The sequence below is a fragment of the Wenzhouxiangella psychrophila genome, from assembly GCF_042310375.1.
In the GTDB taxonomy this organism is placed as follows: Bacteria; Pseudomonadota; Gammaproteobacteria; order Xanthomonadales; family Wenzhouxiangellaceae; genus Wenzhouxiangella.
The window spans coordinates 228,198-244,437 of record NZ_JBHJMQ010000004.1; the positions used below are offsets into that span (position 1 = coordinate 228,198).

Below are 16,240 nucleotides of genomic sequence, written 5' to 3' on the forward strand. Positions count from 1 at the left end.
GCGACCGGCCGGTGCTCCGAATCCCGGAAAATCACAAAGAGAGGAGTCGTCATGGCGCAGACCGCCGCCGCCTTCAAGGTGGACTATTTCCAGTTCCTCAAGCCCGACGGCAAGCTGGTTGAAGACCAGCAGGTGCCGGCGCTGGCCAAGGATTTCGATCGGCTCACCGAGCTGTACAAACTGATGGTGCTCACGCGCAGTTTCGACAAGAAAGCCGTCGCCCTGCAGCGCACGGGCAAGCTGGGCACCTATGCCTCCAGCCTGGGACACGAGGCCGCCCACGTCGCCATCGGCGCGTCGATGAGAGAAGAAGACTGCTTCGCCCCCATGTACCGAGAGTACGGCGCGCAGTTCTACCGCGGCGTAAAAATGTCGGAAGTCCTGCTTTACTGGGGCGGCGACGAACGCGGCAGCGATTTCAGTGGGCCCAAGCACGATTTCGCCTGGTGCGTGCCCATCGCGACCCAGTGCCTGCATGCCGCCGGCGCCGCGCTGGCCTACAAGCTCAAGAAGGAAGATCGCGTGGCCGTCACGGTGGTCGGCGACGGCGGCTCATCCAAGGGCGATTTTCTCGAGGCCATCAACGCCGGCAGCGCCTGGAAACTTCCGCTGGTGCTTGTGATCGTCAACAACCAGTGGGCGATTTCAGTGCCGCGCAAGAAGCAGAATACCGCCGCGACCCTGGCGCAAAAGGGCATTGCCGGCGGTCTGCCCAGCATTCAGGTCGACGGCAACGACCTCATCGCCTGCCTCTGGGCCATGGACAAGGCGGTCAACGCCGCTCGCCAGGGCAAGGGCGCCTTCGTGATCGAAATGCTCACCTATCGACTCAGCGACCACACCACGGCCGACGACGCCCGTCGCTACCGGCCCAGCGACGAAGTCGACGAGGCCTGGGACAAAGAACCGCTGTCGCGCCTCAAGAGCTACCTGGTCGAACAGGGCGCCTGGAGCGAAGAGCAGGAGGAAGAATTGCTGGCCGAGTGCAAGCAATGGGTGCAGCAGGCTGCGGACGAATACCTCGAAATGATCGAAAACGATCCGCAACCGGTAACCGCCATGTTCGACTACATGTTTGCGGACCTGCCGCACGACCTGATCGAGCAGCGCAGCTACGCACAAGACTACGCCGAGGACGGAGGGCAGCACTAATGGCAGCGATTACCCTGATTGACGGCATCACCATGGCGCTTGCCCGGGCCATGGAGGAAGACCCGTCCGTGGTCATGTTCGGCGAAGATGTCGGCGTCAACGGTGGTGTCTTTCGAGCCACCGCCGGTCTGCACGACAAGTTCGGCGACGAGCGCGTCATCGATACCCCGCTGGCTGAGGTGATGATCGCCGGCATGAGCGTGGGCATGGCTTCCCAGGGCATCAAGCCTGTCGCCGAGGCGCAGTTCTGCGGCTTCACCATGCCGATGATCGACCACATCATGTGCCACGCCGGCCGCCTGCGCAATCGCACCCGCGGCCGCATGAGTTGCCCGATGGTGCTGCGTTTTCCCTCCGGCGGCGGCATTCACGCACCGGAACATCACTCCGAAAGCCCCGAGGCGCTTTTCGCTCACATGCCCGGGGTCCGGGTCGTGATTCCATCCTCGCCCTCGCGTGCCTACGGCCTGATGCTGGCGGCCATCCGCGACCCCGATCCGGTCATCGTCATGGAACCCAAGCGTATCTACCGCTGGCAGAAGGAAGAAGTGGTCGACGACGGTGAAGAGCTGCCGATGGATGTCTGCTACACCCTTCGGGACGGCAACGACATCACCCTGGTCACCTGGGGTTCGATGGTCAAGGAGACCCAGGAAGCGGCCGACCAACTCGAAGAGCAGGGACTGAGCGTGGAAGTGATCGACGTGGCCACGGTCAGCCCGCTCGACATGGAAACGATTATCGAGTCGGTCGAGCGCACCGGTCGTTGCGTGATCGTGCAGGAGGCGCCCAGGCACTGCGGCGTGGCGAGCGAGATCGCCGCCGGCCTCGCGGACGCCGGCATCTGGCACCTGCACGCGCCGGTCAAGCGCGTTTGCGGCTACGATGTGATCATGCCGCTGTATCGAAATGAAATGAAATACATGCCCAGCGTCCGGCGGATCGTCGACGCGGCCAAAGAGATTCTGGAGGTTTCATGAGCGTTTTCAATCTGCCCGATCTCGGTGAAGGCCTGCCTGACGCCGAAATCGTCGAATGGCTGGTTTCCGAGGGTGACGAGGTCGAGGTCGACCAACCGCTGGTATCGATGGAAACGGCCAAGGCCGTGGTCGAGGTTCCAAGCCCGTTCGACGGCAAGGTGGTCAAGTTTCATGGCGGTCCCGGCGATGTGATCAAGACCGGCGCCCCGCTGGCCGAGTTCGAAGTCAAGGGCGATGCTGGTACCGACGCTTCCACGCAGGACGAACCGCCGGCTACCGAAGCCGCGGCTGAGAAGGAACAGCCGAGCGAACCCGCAAGCGAAGAATCGCAGCCGGAAGCGGCCGAGTCCGAACCCGCCGAGAGCGAAGAGCGCGAAGATTCCGGTACCGTCGTCGGCAAGATGCAAGCCGGAGGCGAAGTGTTGCAGGAGCGCACCTCCACCGTCGGCGGCGTCAAGGTCACTCCGGCGGTGCGCGCCCTCGCACGCAAGCACAAGGTGGATCTCAGCCAGGTCACGCCCACCGGCGCCGACGGCGTCGTCACCGCCGCCGATGTCCGCAAGGCGGCCGAGGAAGGCAGTGCGCCAGCGCAGCCTCGTCAGTCGCAGCAAGCCAGCCGTTCAGAACCGGATTTTCCGACCAACGCCGAGCGCGATCAGAAACCCGAAACCGGCACCTCGAGCCAACCCGCGGCCGCTGCGAGCGGCGAGTGGGAACCGCTGCGAGGCACCCGCCGCACCATGGCGCGTGCCATGAGTGAATCGCACAAGCGCGTGGTGCCGACCACGCTGATGGACGATGCCGATATTCACGCCTGGCGAGCCGGCGAGGACGTCACTTTCCGCCTGCTGCGCGCACTCGCAGCCGGGGCAAAAGCCGAGCCGGGGCTCAACGCCTGGTTCGACGACGAACAGAACATGCGTATGGTGCACAAGGGCATGGATGTCGGCATGGCGGTCGACACCGCCGACGGCCTGTTCGTGGCGCGGCTCAAGGGCGTGCACAACGGTTCGCGCGAAGACATCCGCGGCGAGATCAACCGCCTGAAGGAAAACGTCAAGAGCCGCAGCATTCCCCCCGAGGACCTCAAGGACTACACCATCATGCTGTCCAACTTCGGGGTGTTCGCCGGGCGCTACGCCACGCCGATCATCAATCCGCCCTGCGTGTCCATCGTCGCCGCGGGCGTGCTGCGCCACGACGTGGTCCCGGTTCTCGGCGGCATGGAAGTACACCGGATGATTCCGCTGTCGCTGACCTTCGACCACCGCGCCTGCACCGGCGGCGAAGCGGCGCGCTTCCTCAGGGCCATGATCGCCGACCTATCGAAAGCAGATTAAAGGCCGAAAAACATGCAACCACGGAAATCACTGAAAACACGGAATGTCATCAGCAGATCCCTTTTGACCTCCGTGATTTCAGTGTCTTCCGTGGTTCATTGTTTTCCGGAACCGGCATAAGAGGATGAAGTCGCAAATCCAGCCCAACATGATTATCGGCGCCTGTGAGTGGGTCGCCCTGCCCGATCTCGGGATCAGTCAGCTGCGCGCGCGGGTTGATACCGGCGCCAAGACCTGCGCGATGCATGCCAGCGACATCGAGCAGATCGAACGTGACGGCATCAAGCTGGCGATCTTCCACGTCCCTATCGGCCGCCACGAGACCGTTCGCTGGCAGCGCTGTGAAGCCGAGGTGCGCCGGATTCGCCGGGTGCGCAACACCTCCGGTGAACTGGAAGAGCGCCTGACCATCCGAACCCCACTGGTGGTCGGTCATTCGCGCTGGGATGTGGACATTACCCTGACCAATCGTGAGAAAATGCGCTATCGTATGTTGCTGGGCCGCACCGCCATGGAAAACCATGCGCTGGTGTACCCGGCACGCACGTTCCTGCAGGGCAAGCCGCGCCTGTAAGCTTCATTCGAACACCCAGGGGTTCGCCGACCATGCGCATCGCCATTCTCTCCCGCAGCCGCCGTATTTACTCCACTCGCCGCCTGGTCGAGGCTGCCAAGGAACGGGGACACGACGTACAAATCGTCGATACGCTGCGCTGCTACATGAACATTGCCTCGCACCGGCCGACGATCCACTTCCGCGGCGATCCGATCGAGCCATTTGACGCGGTCATTCCGCGCATCGGCGCATCCGTCACTTTCTACGGCACCGCCGTGCTGCGGCAGTTCGAAATGATGGGCACCTTCCCGCTCAATGAATCGGTGGCGGTCACCCGCTCGCGGGACAAGCTGCGTTCGCTGCAGCTTCTGTCGCGCAAGGGCCTCGGCCTTCCGGTAACCGGATTCGCCTACGCCACCAAGGACATCAACGACCTGATCCAGATGGTCGGCGGCGCACCCCTGGTCGTGAAAATGCTCGAAGGCACCCAGGGCATCGGCGTGGTGCTGTGCGAGACCAAGAAGGCCGCCGAGTCGGTGCTGGAAGCCTTCATGGGCCTGAACGTGTCGATCATGGTGCAGGAATACATCAAGGAAGCCGGTGGTGCCGACATCCGATGCTTCATCGTCGGTGGCAAGGTCGTCGCGGCCATCAAGCGGCAGGCCCAGCCGGGCGAATTCCGCTCGAACCTGCATCGCGGCGGATCCGCCAGCCTGATCAAGATCACGCCCGAGGAGCGCTCCACGGCCGTACGCGCGGCCAAGATCATGGGCCTCAACGTCGCCGGCGTTGACCTGCTCCGCTCCAACCACGGCCCGCTGGTGATGGAGGTCAACTCCTCGCCCGGCCTGGAAGGCATCGAGACGGCCACGGGTAAGGATGTCGCCGGCCTGATCATCAGCTTCATGGAAAAAAACGCCCAGAAGAACAAGACGCGTACCCGCGGAAAGGGCTGATTCGGCGGTCTACAACCCGAACGAGACTGCGGGGTGGCCTACAGCCACCCCGCCTTTTTATCCGCATCGCGCCCGCGCAGAAATGTTCAGAGGTTCCTTAGAACTCCAGGCGATCGAATTCCCGGATATTGACCAGCATCTCGTGGACCCCCTTCTCCATTCCGCGACGATCGGTCGCTTCGGCCAGGCGCCGGATGCTGTCGACGATGGCGATCCACCAGTTCATGTGCGTGGCCGAAAGCTGGGCAGCCACCGCAACCAGGTCTCGCGTCATCGACAGCGACTCCTCGCCCTCCCGCTTGAGCGCCACCAGGCTGTCCAGGTCGGGGTGCTTGTGTTCGAGTTCACTGAGCATGCGGTCGATTACCCGGGGGTCGCGCTCGAGTTCCTTCGAGGAAGTCGGCTCCGTGTTGGGTTCCAGGAAGGCGATGTCGAGCAGCGACAGCAGGTCACGAAACGAACCGCGAAGGCTCAGCCACATCTGCTGCCGACGCCGATGCTCCAGGTAGCGCTGGATCAGGCCGAGCAGACCGACCAGGAAGAAAGCCTCGATGCAGAATACGACCAGCTCCGGCGACAACTCCTCGCGAAACTGCCCCCCACCGGTGCCGTAAACAAAATACAGCCACAGGCTGACCCCCGTGAGCCCGAAGATCACCATTAGGACGATGATGAACAGGCGACTCATGACTCCGCGTCCGGCGGGATTTCGTCGTCGTCACGGGCGAACGCCCGCACCACCCGAGCGATGCGTTCGGCCTCCTGCGCGGTCAGATCCAGCGGCAGGTTGGCCACGTAGACCGTTTCGTCCTCGCGCAACGCTATAGGAACGATATTGGAAGGGTTTTCGGTCGATTCCAGGGTAATGCGTTCGGCCATCTCACGCTCGGGGCTGAGCGAGCCACGTGGAATGGCGCGGCGCCGCTCGCCGCCGACACTCTGGAAGCCGGCCGGGTTCTCGTTCCAGGCCAGGAAGTCCGCCTGCGCCATCCGAACCCGTTCGGCATACAGCGACAGGGCCTCGCTGCGAATGCTGGAACCTTCGAGCTTGTGGAAACGTGAGGCCAGTTCGTCGACATCGAGCTTGCGCAAATCGGCGCGCTCTTCCTCGGTCAGTTCCGCCGCCAGCTGTTCGACCGCCTTCCTGCGCGCCCGCGCCACCGCCGGATTGATCAGCCCCTCCATCCCGGCGTGCTTGAGGAACTCCAGCAGTCTGTCTACCGAATAAGAACCATCGGGCATCATTACAGACGTCTCCCTCTGATCAGCCGGCAGTATATCAACGTCTCGACCGCAGCCAACGCAACAGCCAGGCGACGCCGAGAGCGGCCAGCAGCACCAGGTAAGCGCTGACCACGGCGATGATATTGCGATTGAGATCGTCGAACGCCAGCGTCAGGTGCAGCCCGACCAACACCGCTCCGGCCACTACCACTGCCAGGAGCGCCGGCAGGCGGTCGGCCAGCCAACGGCGGCCCGTCAAGCCCCGCGGCCCGGAGTAGGCGTAAAGCCACAGCAGGAACAGCGTGACCGGAAGCAGGATCAGGGCATCAATCAGCATCGACATCTCCAATCATCCATTGTTTCATCAGGTGCCAACCGGCGCGTTCATGCGCCTGCCCGCAAACAGGCCGGCAGCGCCGGCAGCCAGCCAGCACGCGAGCGACACGGCCACGTACCCGGCGGCAATGGCCGGCTCGTCCACCAGGGCAAGCGATTCCAGCGCAAAGGTCGAGAAGGTGGTCAGGGCGCCGCAGAAACCGGCCATCAGGCCCAGTGCAATTGCCGGTGGCAGCCGGTGACGTCTGGCAGATTCGCTGAACGCCAGCACTAGGCCGATGAGGAATGAACCGCCTGAATTGATCGTTAGCAAAGCCAACGAAAACTCCCCGGACTGCCCCGACCACAAGGCCAACACCAGTGCACGCAGCAGGCCACCGGCAACGCCACCGACAGCGACGGCAACATAGACGCCAACCGAAGGCCCCAGCCTCACGACAGCCCCGCCATATGCGCGGCAAGTAGCCAGCCGGCCCAGGCCAGAAGCAGTCCGCCGACCATGGAAGTCAGGACGTAGGCAACCGCCCTGCCCCGACGGCCCGACTGCCAGAGACCCAGCGTTTCCAGCGAAAAAGACGACACGGTGGTGTAACTGCCCAGAAAGCCCGTAGCCAGGAAACTCGCCGCGAGCTCGTGCGATTGCCAGGCACTGCCGGCAAACAACCCGGCCAGGCCGCAACCGCTCAGGTTGACCCCCAGCGTGGCCAGCAGGGGAAAGCGGGAGTCGATGCGCAGTACCCACTGCCCCATTGCAAATCTCGACACCGCACCGAGCCCGCTGCCCAATGCGACCAGGGCAATCTCGACCATCTTCAGGCGGAAACGAGTTCGAAAGCGAGTTCCGGTAGACCCTCGATGTGCGCGCGCACGCGCTGGCCCGGATCGAGCGCCGAGACCCCGGCCGGCGTACCGGTAAATACTGCGTCGCCGGCGGCCAGCGTGACCGTCCGCGACAACTGTGCGAGCAGTTCGGGAACGGCCCAGATCATCTGACCCAACTCGGCCGACTGACGCCGATCGCCGTCGACAGAGAGCCCGATGGCGCTTTCCGGGCCGGGTTGCCAGCCGGCCGCGGGCACGATCATGCCCACCGGCCCCGACTGATCGAAGCCCTTGCTCATCTCCCAGGGCTGGCCAGCCTGCTTGGCCCGGGCCTGGACATCGCGCCGCGTCAGGTCGACGCCGACGGCATAGCCGAAGATCACAGCCTTCGCCTCCTCCGGCGAGATATCCCGACCACCCCCAGCCAGAAAGACGACGAGTTCGACTTCGTGGTGCAGCTCACCGGTGTCGGGTGGATACTTCACTTGATCGACATGCACCAGCGCCTGGGCCGGCTTGGAAAAGAACACCGGCGCCGAGCGCTCGGGATCGACGCCCATCTCGCGGGCGTGCTCGGCATAGTTTCGCCCCACGCACCAGGCATGCCGCACCGGATAAGCCCGACCGTCGCTGACCGGCAGCATGGGCGGACGCCATATTACGGCTTCTTCACTCATCCAAGCGATCGAATGCCTACGGCCTCGCGCAGCTCGGCGATGAACGGCCGGCTGAGCTCACGCGCCCGCTCGGCGCCGCGCTCGAGCTCTTTCTGGACCTTGTGCGGATTGTTGATCAATGCCTCGTATCGCTCCCGCGGCCCCTCGAGTTCGGCATTGATCAGTTCGAACAATTGCTGCTTGACCTCGCCCCACGCGATCCCGTCGGCGAAGGCCTGGCGCATCGCCGCGCGCTGGCGCTCGCCGGCGAAGGCCGCGTAGACCGAATACACCGCGGCGGAATCGGGATCCTTGGGCTCGCCGGGTTCCTGGGAGTTGGTCTTGATCTTCATGATCGCCTTGCGCAGCTTCTTCTCGGACAGCCACAGCGGAATCGTGTTGTCGTAGCTTTTCGACATCTTGCGTCCGTCGGTGCCCGGCAGCGTGGCAACGTGTTCGTCCACCTCGGCTTCGGGCAGCGCGAAGTGCTCACCGTAGCGATGATTGAATCGCTGGGCGATATCGCGAGCCATTTCCAGATGCTGTACCTGGTCCTTGCCAACCGGCACGCGATGCGCGTTGAACATCAGGATGTCGGCGGCCATCAGCACCGGATAGGAGAACAGGCCCATCGTGATCCCCCAGTCCGGGTCGTCTCCGGCCTCGACATTCTCGTCGACCGCCGCCTTGTAGGCATGCGCCCGGTTCATCAGGCCCTTGGCCGTCACGCAGGTCAACAGCCAGGTCAATTCCGGAATCTCGGTGATATCCGACTGGCGGTAGAAGACCGACCGGGAAGTATCCAGCCCCAGCGCCAGCCAGGTCGCGGCGATCTCCAGCGTGGACTGCTGTACCCGTGCCGGCTCATCGCACTTGACCAGGGCGTGGTAGTCGGCCAGGAAATAGAACGAATCGGTCTCGGGATCGCGGCTGGCGGCAATGGCCGGCTTGATCGCACCGACGTAATTGCCGAGGTGCGGCGTGCCGGTGGTGGTAATTCCGGTAAGAACGCGCTTGTGGGCAGTCATGGGCTGGAATCTGGCGTCGTGTAAAAGGCGTTATTGTAAGCGCTCGAACACAGCCGCCGGAATCCAATCATGACGCGTGAACTGATCGAAGCCACCTACCTCGCAACTCGCCCGGAACTCGATCCCGAGGAGCTCGCGGGACGCATCGCGCGCGAACAGAGCCTCGAAATCGTGCGGGAACTGATTCCCGACGATATCCGCGCGCGCTTGCTGGGGCACGTCCTCGGGGTCGACCGGGTCGATGGCCACCACTGGCATCTGCGGATCGGTTATCCGGTCGAGCTCGCGAGCGGACAATTGGGCCAGCTTTTTCAACTCCTCTACGGCAACGTGTCCTTTTATCCGCGCATCCGTGTTACCAGCTTGAGCCTGCCGGAATCACTGCTCAGCGATTATCCGGGCCCCATCGGGGGTATTGACGGCATCCGGCGGATCACCGGCGTCCATGACCGCGCCATGCTGATGACCGCCCTCAAACCACGAGGCAGCAGCCCGGAGCATTTAGCCGACATCGCCCGGCGCTTTGCGCTGGGTGGGGGCGATTTGCTCAAGGATGATCAGAACCTGGTCGAACGCGACATTCAGAGCTTTTTGAAACGAATTAACTTATGCTCTCAATCCATTGAAAAGTCAAGAGATATTACTGGCAAAACATGCCTCTATCTGCCGCACGTCGCCGGCAGCGGCGATCATCTCAAGCGACAGCTCGAAGCCGTGGCCTTGGCCGGCCTGCATGGCGTGGTTCTGTGCCCCTGGGTCATGGGCCTGGAAACCGCGGCCACTGCAGCACGTGAATTCGAACTGATGTGGCTGGCCCACCCGGCGCTCGCCGGCACCTTCACCGAGCCCCGGGACCGGGGTATCGCAACGGACGTCCTTCTCGGCACACTGGCCCGCGTCGCCGGCGCGGACATCAGCATTTTTCCGGGCCGAGGCGGACGGATCAGTTCGAGCCACGACGACGAGTCGGATACCTGCCGGGCGCTGACGTCCACCCTGGGCTCGCTTGGCGCCACCCTGCCCTGCACCGGCGGCGGCAAGCGGCTCGACCAGGTCGGCGATGCCGGCCGGCGCCTGGGTCCGGACTACGCCGTTCTGGTGGGCGGCGACCTGCTCAGGCAGGGGGATGAACTGGAGGCGGCCACCCGCCAGGCGATCGCCGAGCTCGCCTGAAAACGATCAGGCCTGTCTCGCTTCCGGAAGGACCGGAATGGGTTCCATGTCGTCGTCGACGGCCACCATCGCAAGGTGGCCCTCGATCGCGAGTTTCTGGGCGCCGCTGCGCGAATCCTCCAGCAGGATCTGAACGCGAACCGTCAGCGAGGTATTGCCCACTCGCGTCACCTCGCCGATAAGCTCCACGATGGCACCCTGTGGAATGGCCACCTTGAAGTCGACCCGATCCATGGACACGGTCACGATCTGGCAGCGGGAGAATCGGGTGGCCGTCAGGAAGGCCACTTCGTCCATCCACTTCAGCGCTGTGCCCCCGTAGAGCGTGCCGATGGGGTTGGTGTCCTGCGGGAACACCAGCTTGGTAATGCGCGTGCGTGATCGTTCGATGCGGTCGTTGTGATCTTCCATGCTGGCAAGTATACGCGAGCAGCACAGAACGCATGCATCGCCCAAGGATATAGCTTTGATAGTTATTTGATATGATCTCGCGCCATGAATCTCCGCGCGCTTCAGTACCTTATCGCGCTCGCCGACGTCCGGCATTTCTCACGGGCCGCGGAGCACTGCCATGTCAGTCAGCCGACGCTGAGCACCCAGATCCGAAAACTCGAGGAAGAGCTCGAGGTGCAGCTCGTTGAACGCCACCCGCGGCAGGTCATGCTGACTCCCGTGGGCGAGGAGATCGTCGGCCGCGCCCGCACGCTGATCGGAGAGATGGAAGCCATTCGCGCCATAGCGCGCCGCTCCCATGATCCGCACAGCGGAACCGTGCGCATCGGCATCTTCCCGACCCTGGCACCCTATTTCCTTCCGCACGTGATTCCGAACATTCGCCACGCATTTCCGAGGCTTACCCTTCGGCTGTACGAGGAAAAGACCGAGGACGTCATCAACATGCTCGCCGAGGGAAAGCTGGACGCCGGCCTGCTGGCGCTACCCCTGACTGCGGACTGGCTGGAGAGCCGGGTTCTGTTCGAAGAGCCCTTTGTCCTGGCGGTTCCCGCCAACCATCCCCTGGCTTCGGTACCCGAAGTGGACATGGATGATCTGGCCGACCAGGAGCTACTGCTGCTCGAAGATGGTCACTGCCTGCGTGAGCAGGCGCTGGAAGTCTGTCAGCTCACCGGCGCGCAGGAAAAGATGGACTTTCATGCCACCAGTATGGAAACGCTGCGTCACATGGTGGCGGCGAACGCCGGCATCACGCTGATGCCGACCCTGGCCATCAAACCGCCTCTGGCCAGCACAGAAAACCTCGTCACCCGCCCATTCAAGAACCCCGGCCCCAAGCGAACGATCGCGATGGTCTGGCGCAAGTCCTCGGCGCTGGCCGACTTTCTCGAAGAACTTGCGGAAGTGTTTGCCGACATCGACCCGGCCCTGCTCACGCCGCCGGAAAGCGATACCGAAAGCTGAGGCGCTTCAGCCTTCCGACGCTTCTTCCGGCGCGACCAGCAGATCCTCTGTAGTGGGCCTGAAAAGGTCGAAGCGTTCTTCGGAGACGGCAAACTGCCACGGTGCCAAGCGCCCGTCCACCGCGACGATATCGATCTCGCGGTCCATAGCCCCGGTTCCGGGGGAGTTGGTGCCGGAATCCTCGGACGAATCACGGGACTCGTCTTCGCTTACCCGAAAGTGAACCCAATTGCCTTCCTCGTCCGACCAGCTCCTTGCGGTAAAGATAATGCCGTCACGGGTTCGGTAAACCGTCTCGACGGCGTCGTCGGGTACCGGAGCGGATTCGTGGGGCCGCACGTCCTCCATATTCAGCGCGGCAAGCGCATTGGCCGCCCGCTGGAGCTCCCAGGCCTGCTTGACCTCTCGGTCCGCCGGCGGATCGAGCATCACCCAGACGCTGCCCTCCTCATCGCCGGGTCTCAGCTCGACTTCGTCACCGTCCGGATGGCGCACGCTCACCTCACGAATGTCGGCGGCCGGGATGCTCATGATCGCGCGTTCGAGCCATTCCATCCTCTCGACCGGCAAGTCCAGGTTCCGGTCGGTCAGCCAGGCCTGCGGTTCGTCTCCACGGCGAACGTAGCGCCCGATGCCCGCCGGATCCGTCCGACCGACAATCATCACCGGTAATTCCGCATCCGGAAAGCGCACCGCCGTACCGCTGCCCTCGCCTTCACCCGGGGCGGCTACGCCGAGGCGTCCGTACCACTCGGGCTTGCCGGTTTTCCCTTCAAGACGCTCGGCCCGGGCCAGATCCCGCAAGAGGTCGTGAATGCGGGCAAAATCCGCTTCGTAATCGTGCTTTTCGCGCATTCGCCAGCGCTCTCGCTCGCGGCGCAGGGTTGCCACTGTCTGACCATCGGGCCCGACGATATCCAGGGCATCGATGGAATTGACCCGGTCGGCCAGCCCGGGCAGGAGAAGTTGCTCGTCGCCTTCTGAGCGGGTTTCATCCGAACGATCCACGAATATCAGTGCCAGGGCTACGGCCGCGACCGTTGCCAGCCCCAGGGCCAACAGCATCCTGGTATTCATTGTCCGTCACCTCCCACCTCGTCGCTCCGGTAGCGCAGGCGCCGCTTGCGCCAGGCCATGACCAGCGCGAACAGGGTGACAATCGCCGGCATCAGGGCAATATTCACCGCCTTGATGCGCGTGCCCAGCGCCTCGATATCCTCGTCAAGTTCGCGACGCACCTGGCGCAGCTGGCGCCGAATCTCCACGCGCTGCTCCATGAAGCGATCAAGCTCGGCTTCCTGCTCCTTGGTGAGAATGTCGAGATCCGAATCTCCGCGGGCCTGCTGGAGCTGAGTGAGCCGCTGTTCGGTCTCGGCCAGCTCTCCTTCGAGACGCTGCTCGGTGGCGCGGAGATTCTCCTCGGCCTCGCGCCGCAGCGATTCCACCAGCGTGAAGGGCCGGTTCGAAGTCGCCCGGGAACGCACGCTGATGAGATCGGCGTTGCCAATCAGGTTGTCGATGGCATTGATCACGAAATCGCCGTTACCCGCAAAAGGCTCGAGCATGCTCGTCCCGAAGAAGCGCTGGCGCTGCACCCAGTAGCGATCGGCGAGCATGTCGACATCGGCCACGACGATGGCATTGAGCGGATATTGACCGTCGCTTTCGCCGAGAACCCTCGGCACCTCGCCTGTGAGCCTGGCCGCCAGCGTGTACTGCTCACCGGTCGCGCCCATCTCGTCGATCAGGCCCGAAGGATCCGACAGCATCTGAAGCCGTTCGGCGTCCATAAGACCCGCCTGCTCGCTCGAGCGCATCAGCGCTTCCATCTCGAGCGGACTGTCCTCAGCCAGCGCCAGCCTTCCGGTACTCGCCAGATTCACCGCGTCGAGTTCGCCGGTGATCACATCATCGGCGTTCATGTTGTCGGCGGTAACGCCCAGGATTCCGACGTGGCGAACCGGCCGCTGACTTTCGGCAGTATTCACCTGCAGCGCCAGACCGGCATCGGCAACGAAGCGCTCGGCACTGAAATCCACACCCCAGGCATCGAACAGTGTCGCCAGATTGGAGCCACGATCCATGTTCATGGCGGCCATGGGATCGTTCGGGTTGGCCGGCGTGGCGTTCTCGGCCCAGGGGTCGACAAAGGCCAGCAATCTTCCGCCCTCTGAAAGAAATGCCTCGATATCGGCGAGTAAGGCGTCAGAAAGCTCCTGCGGGTGGACGAGCGCCAGCACATCGATGTCCTCGGGCAGAGACTCATCCTCGGAATTCACTCTCTCGACTTCGAACATGTCGCTGATCTGCTCCTGGATGGCCCAGGGATCTTGCTGCTGGCCGGTCTGCATGTCCATGCCGCCATCCATGTCGATACCGCTGAGCAAACCCACGCGCGGTTTGTCGGGCCGACTGAGCAGGTAGACCATGCGCGCGAGCTCGTACTCGAGGAATTGTTCGCGCGAGGGCGAGATGAACGGCAGGACTTCCAGGCCGTCGATCGTGTTGGTGCCGACAATGCCCAGGTAGAGGCTATCGCCACCACTGCCTGTCGGCACGGCCTCCAGGCCGTAGCTGCCGGCCTGGTCCTCGGCCTCACTGAAAGGCTCGGGATCGACGCGGCGAACCTTGAGATTGCCATCGGAATGTTCAGCCATCTCCTCGAGGAGTTCCTGCACCCGGCGGGCAAAGTTGCGCACCATTGGCAGGTCGGCGCTGGCCTCCTCGCTGAAGTAGAACTCGAGCGTCACCGGCTCTTCCAGGTCTTCGAGGATATTGATCGATCCCGGGCTGAGCGTGTAAAGACCTTGCTCGGTCAGGTCGATGCGCATGCCGCGCAGGGCCGTTCCACCGAGAATGGTGAGGGCAAGAAACAGGAGTGCGAGCAGCACCAGCCCGGTTGCACTGTAGACGTTCTTCATGACTCAGTCCGCCTTTTTCAGTTCGAGCACGATGCGGTTGGCCGTCAGCCAGAAACCGATGACCAGGGCGAAATACACCAGATCGCGCAGGTCGATGACGCCGCGGGAAATCGAGTTGAAATGCACCAGGAAGCTCAGGTTGGCCACGCCGTCGAGCAGCACCTGCGGCATCCAGCCCCGGAACAGATCGAGCACCATCGGCAGCCCCGACAACAGGAAGCCGAAACAGACCACCACCGAAATGATGAAAGCCACCACCTGGTTGCGTGTGACCGCCGAGAGCGCCTCGCTGATGGCGAGCATGCCGCCGGCCATCAGCCAGCTACCCACGTAGGCGGCCACGATGACGCCGTTGTCCGGGTTACCCAGCACGTTGACGGTGATCCAGATCGGGAAGGTCAGCGCCAGCGCCAGGCCGATGAACAGCCAGGCCGCAATGAACTTTCCGACCACTGCTTCGGCAATGGTCAAAGGTAGCGTCAACAACAGCTCGACCGTGCCGGACTTGCGTTCCTCCGCCCACAGCCGCATTCCCACGGCCGGCACCAGGAACAGGTACAACCAGGGATGGAAGCGGAAGAAGGGTTCCAGGTCGGCGATTTCGCGCTCGTAGAAGCCGCCCATATAGAACGTGAACGCCGCCGACATCACGAGGAAGATGACGATGAACACGTAGGCGACCGGGGTGGCGAAATAGCCGATCAGCTCGCGCCGCATGACCGTGCCGATATTTCGAAGATTCATGCCGCCTCCTCACGCGTGATGCTGCGGAACACCTCGTCGAGTCGGCCCGGCTCGTACTGTAGCTGCTGGACGGTCCAGTTTTCTTCCTCCATCACCCGGCTGACCGCCTGGAAAAGATTGCCGTGCTCGGAAGGAAAGACCGTAACGCGCGCATTGCGCACTTCCACCTCGCGCGCCTCCTCGAGCTGGCCCAGGCGGGATGCGGCCCGCTCGGGATCGTCGACACGCAGGGTCACGGCATTGTGATACCGCGATCTCGTCAGCAGGCCCGCCGGCGTATCGTCTGCCAGCAAGCGCCCGCGGGCGATGATCATCGCTCGGCCACACAGGGCATCGACCTCCTCGAGGATGTGCGTGGAAATGACGATGATCTTGTCCGGCGCCATCTCCCGGATCAGGTGACGAACCTGCTGCTTCTGGTTTGGATCCAGGCCGTCGGTCGGCTCGTCGAGAATGAGCACCGGCGGATCGTGCAGAATGGCCTGCGCCAGGCCCACGCGCCGCTTGAAGCCCTTGGAGAGGGTCTCGACCGTCTGCTGCATGACACCCCCAAGCTCGAGGCGAGCGGCCGATTCGGCAACCCGGCGATCGCGCTCGCTGCCGGAAAAGCCCCGGGCATCGGCAATGAAGTGCAGTAGCTGAGAAACCGTCAGCTCACCGTAAAGCGGCGCGCCCTCAGGCAGGTACCCGATCATTCGCCGCGCGGCCACCGAGTCGCTGCGGATATCATGGCCGAAGATTTCGGCCGTACCGGACGACGGCAAAAGGAAACCGGTCAGCATTTTCATGGTGGTGGACTTGCCGGCCCCGTTGGGCCCGAGGAAACCTAGGACGGTTCCGGGTTCCACCTCGAAGGAGATGTCGTCGACGGCCAGCAGGCTGCCGAAGCGACGGGTCAGATTCCTGGCTGCAAGCATCCGTCCGTACTCTTTG

General features: G+C 63.3%; 19 protein-coding genes. 7 read left to right on the forward strand and 12 right to left on the reverse strand.

All coding sequences use genetic code 11. The annotated features are described in order from the left end of the window. Positions 1–51: 51 nt before the first annotated feature. The 5 genes from pdhA (at position 52) to rimK (ending at position 4,984) form a co-directional block, all read left to right on the forward strand. On the forward strand, positions 52–1,152 hold the full coding sequence (gene pdhA / locus ACDC66_RS07630; RefSeq protein WP_376696099.1) for a pyruvate dehydrogenase (acetyl-transferring) E1 component subunit alpha: 1,101 nt from the start codon (positions 52–54) through the stop codon (positions 1,150–1,152). Beyond that, positions 1,152–2,132 (forward strand): alpha-ketoacid dehydrogenase subunit beta, encoded by a 981-nt coding sequence (locus ACDC66_RS07635; protein ID WP_376696100.1) that lies wholly within the window; start codon positions 1,152–1,154, stop codon positions 2,130–2,132. Before pdhA ends, ACDC66_RS07635 begins: the two co-directional genes overlap by 1 nt. Further along, complete coding sequence (locus tag ACDC66_RS07640; RefSeq protein WP_376696101.1) at positions 2,129–3,472, forward strand: dihydrolipoamide acetyltransferase family protein; 1,344 nt, start codon at positions 2,129–2,131, stop codon at positions 3,470–3,472. Before ACDC66_RS07635 ends, ACDC66_RS07640 begins: the two co-directional genes overlap by 4 nt. A gap of 124 nt (positions 3,473–3,596) precedes the next feature. Continuing rightward, positions 3,597–4,046 (forward strand): ATP-dependent zinc protease family protein, encoded by a 450-nt coding sequence (locus ACDC66_RS07645; protein WP_376696102.1) that lies wholly within the window; start codon positions 3,597–3,599, stop codon positions 4,044–4,046. A gap of 32 nt (positions 4,047–4,078) precedes the next feature. After that, positions 4,079–4,984: a 30S ribosomal protein S6--L-glutamate ligase gene (gene rimK / locus ACDC66_RS07650; RefSeq protein ID WP_376696103.1), complete on the forward strand. Its 906-nt coding sequence runs from the start codon at positions 4,079–4,081 to the stop codon at positions 4,982–4,984. A 97-nt stretch (positions 4,985–5,081) separates the two neighbouring features. Here rimK and ACDC66_RS07655 read toward each other — a convergent pair whose 3' ends face one another. From ACDC66_RS07655 to ACDC66_RS07685, 7 genes are read right to left on the reverse strand one after another with little or no spacing between them, the layout of a single operon-like run. Beyond that, positions 5,082–5,672: a hypothetical protein gene (locus ACDC66_RS07655; protein WP_376696104.1), complete on the reverse strand. Its 591-nt coding sequence runs from the start codon at positions 5,670–5,672 to the stop codon at positions 5,082–5,084. Next, the gene (locus ACDC66_RS07660) at positions 5,669–6,229 is read right to left on the reverse strand and encodes a hypothetical protein (protein WP_376696105.1); all 561 of its coding nucleotides are present in this window, start codon (positions 6,227–6,229) and stop codon (positions 5,669–5,671) included. The genes ACDC66_RS07655 and ACDC66_RS07660 overlap by 4 nt, the downstream gene beginning before the upstream one ends. Before the next feature lie 34 nt (positions 6,230–6,263). Further along, positions 6,264–6,551 (reverse strand): hypothetical protein, encoded by a 288-nt coding sequence (locus ACDC66_RS07665; protein WP_376696106.1) that lies wholly within the window; start codon positions 6,549–6,551, stop codon positions 6,264–6,266. Between the two features lie 21 nt (positions 6,552–6,572). Then, on the reverse strand, positions 6,573–6,980 hold the full coding sequence (locus ACDC66_RS07670) for a fluoride efflux transporter FluC (RefSeq protein WP_376696107.1): 408 nt from the start codon (positions 6,978–6,980) through the stop codon (positions 6,573–6,575). Next, entirely contained in the window at positions 6,977–7,354 is a 378-nt protein-coding gene (locus tag ACDC66_RS07675) for a fluoride efflux transporter FluC (protein ID WP_376696108.1), read from the reverse strand. The genes ACDC66_RS07670 and ACDC66_RS07675 overlap by 4 nt, the downstream gene beginning before the upstream one ends. Before the next feature lie 2 nt (positions 7,355–7,356). Continuing rightward, positions 7,357–8,043, reverse strand: a complete 687-nt coding sequence (locus tag ACDC66_RS07680; protein WP_376696109.1) for a fumarylacetoacetate hydrolase family protein — start codon at positions 8,041–8,043, stop codon at positions 7,357–7,359. Continuing rightward, complete coding sequence (locus tag ACDC66_RS07685) at positions 8,040–9,050, reverse strand: tryptophan--tRNA ligase (RefSeq protein ID WP_376696110.1); 1,011 nt, start codon at positions 9,048–9,050, stop codon at positions 8,040–8,042. The genes ACDC66_RS07680 and ACDC66_RS07685 overlap by 4 nt, the downstream gene beginning before the upstream one ends. Positions 9,051–9,119: 69 nt before the next feature. Between ACDC66_RS07685 and ACDC66_RS07690 the strand changes: the two genes are divergently transcribed. After that, positions 9,120–10,223 (forward strand): RuBisCO large subunit C-terminal-like domain-containing protein, encoded by a 1,104-nt coding sequence (locus ACDC66_RS07690; RefSeq protein WP_376696111.1) that lies wholly within the window; start codon positions 9,120–9,122, stop codon positions 10,221–10,223. Between the two features lie 6 nt (positions 10,224–10,229). On the opposite strand, the gene ACDC66_RS07695 is transcribed toward ACDC66_RS07690, so the two are convergent. Further along, a complete protein-coding gene (locus ACDC66_RS07695; protein ID WP_376696112.1) occupies positions 10,230–10,634 on the reverse strand; it encodes an acyl-CoA thioesterase in 405 nt (134 codons plus the stop codon). An 84-nt stretch (positions 10,635–10,718) separates the two neighbouring features. Between ACDC66_RS07695 and ACDC66_RS07700 the strand changes: the two genes are divergently transcribed. Further along, complete coding sequence (locus ACDC66_RS07700; protein ID WP_376696113.1) at positions 10,719–11,642, forward strand: LysR substrate-binding domain-containing protein; 924 nt, start codon at positions 10,719–10,721, stop codon at positions 11,640–11,642. A 6-nt stretch (positions 11,643–11,648) separates the two neighbouring features. Here ACDC66_RS07700 and ACDC66_RS07705 read toward each other — a convergent pair whose 3' ends face one another. The 4 genes from ACDC66_RS07705 to ACDC66_RS07720 are packed head-to-tail and all read right to left on the reverse strand — an operon-like array spanning position 11,649 to position 16,224. Beyond that, positions 11,649–12,719 (reverse strand): DUF4340 domain-containing protein, encoded by a 1,071-nt coding sequence (locus ACDC66_RS07705; RefSeq protein WP_376696114.1) that lies wholly within the window; start codon positions 12,717–12,719, stop codon positions 11,649–11,651. Next, a complete protein-coding gene (locus ACDC66_RS07710) occupies positions 12,716–14,563 on the reverse strand; it encodes a GldG family protein (protein ID WP_376696115.1) in 1,848 nt (615 codons plus the stop codon). Before ACDC66_RS07710 ends, ACDC66_RS07705 begins: the two co-directional genes overlap by 4 nt. A 3-nt stretch (positions 14,564–14,566) precedes the next feature. After that, entirely contained in the window at positions 14,567–15,307 is a 741-nt protein-coding gene (locus ACDC66_RS07715; protein ID WP_376696116.1) for an ABC transporter permease subunit, read from the reverse strand. Beyond that, positions 15,304–16,224, reverse strand: a complete 921-nt coding sequence (locus ACDC66_RS07720; protein WP_376696117.1) for an ABC transporter ATP-binding protein — start codon at positions 16,222–16,224, stop codon at positions 15,304–15,306. The genes ACDC66_RS07715 and ACDC66_RS07720 overlap by 4 nt, the downstream gene beginning before the upstream one ends. Positions 16,225–16,240: the final 16 nt, after the last annotated feature.

Excerpts from the sequence above, each read along its gene's own strand:
- ACDC66_RS07705 (WP_376696114.1), bottom strand. The coding sequence starts at position 12,719 with ATGAATACCAGGATGCTGTTGGCCCTGGGGCTGGCAACGGTCGCGGCC.
- ACDC66_RS07660 (WP_376696105.1), bottom strand. The coding sequence starts at position 6,229 with ATGATGCCCGATGGTTCTTATTCGGTAGACAGACTGCTGGAGTTCCTC.
- ACDC66_RS07695 (WP_376696112.1), bottom strand. The coding sequence starts at position 10,634 with ATGGAAGATCACAACGACCGCATCGAACGATCACGCACGCGCATTACC.
- ACDC66_RS07715 (WP_376696116.1), bottom strand. The coding sequence starts at position 15,307 with ATGAATCTTCGAAATATCGGCACGGTCATGCGGCGCGAGCTGATCGGC.
- pdhA (WP_376696099.1), top strand. The coding sequence starts at position 52 with ATGGCGCAGACCGCCGCCGCCTTCAAGGTGGACTATTTCCAGTTCCTC.
- ACDC66_RS07665 (WP_376696106.1), bottom strand. The coding sequence starts at position 6,551 with ATGTCGATGCTGATTGATGCCCTGATCCTGCTTCCGGTCACGCTGTTC.
- ACDC66_RS07680 (WP_376696109.1), bottom strand. The coding sequence starts at position 8,043 with ATGAGTGAAGAAGCCGTAATATGGCGTCCGCCCATGCTGCCGGTCAGC.
- ACDC66_RS07645 (WP_376696102.1), top strand. The coding sequence starts at position 3,597 with ATGAAGTCGCAAATCCAGCCCAACATGATTATCGGCGCCTGTGAGTGG.
- ACDC66_RS07685 (WP_376696110.1), bottom strand. The coding sequence starts at position 9,050 with ATGACTGCCCACAAGCGCGTTCTTACCGGAATTACCACCACCGGCACG.
- ACDC66_RS07655 (WP_376696104.1), bottom strand. The coding sequence starts at position 5,672 with ATGAGTCGCCTGTTCATCATCGTCCTAATGGTGATCTTCGGGCTCACG.
- ACDC66_RS07635 (WP_376696100.1), top strand. The coding sequence starts at position 1,152 with ATGGCAGCGATTACCCTGATTGACGGCATCACCATGGCGCTTGCCCGG.
- ACDC66_RS07720 (WP_376696117.1), bottom strand. The coding sequence starts at position 16,224 with ATGCTTGCAGCCAGGAATCTGACCCGTCGCTTCGGCAGCCTGCTGGCC.
- ACDC66_RS07640 (WP_376696101.1), top strand. The coding sequence starts at position 2,129 with ATGAGCGTTTTCAATCTGCCCGATCTCGGTGAAGGCCTGCCTGACGCC.
- ACDC66_RS07675 (WP_376696108.1), bottom strand. The coding sequence starts at position 7,354 with ATGGTCGAGATTGCCCTGGTCGCATTGGGCAGCGGGCTCGGTGCGGTG.
- ACDC66_RS07700 (WP_376696113.1), top strand. The coding sequence starts at position 10,719 with ATGAATCTCCGCGCGCTTCAGTACCTTATCGCGCTCGCCGACGTCCGG.
- ACDC66_RS07710 (WP_376696115.1), bottom strand. The coding sequence starts at position 14,563 with ATGAAGAACGTCTACAGTGCAACCGGGCTGGTGCTGCTCGCACTCCTG.
- rimK (WP_376696103.1), top strand. The coding sequence starts at position 4,079 with ATGCGCATCGCCATTCTCTCCCGCAGCCGCCGTATTTACTCCACTCGC.
- ACDC66_RS07690 (WP_376696111.1), top strand. The coding sequence starts at position 9,120 with ATGACGCGTGAACTGATCGAAGCCACCTACCTCGCAACTCGCCCGGAA.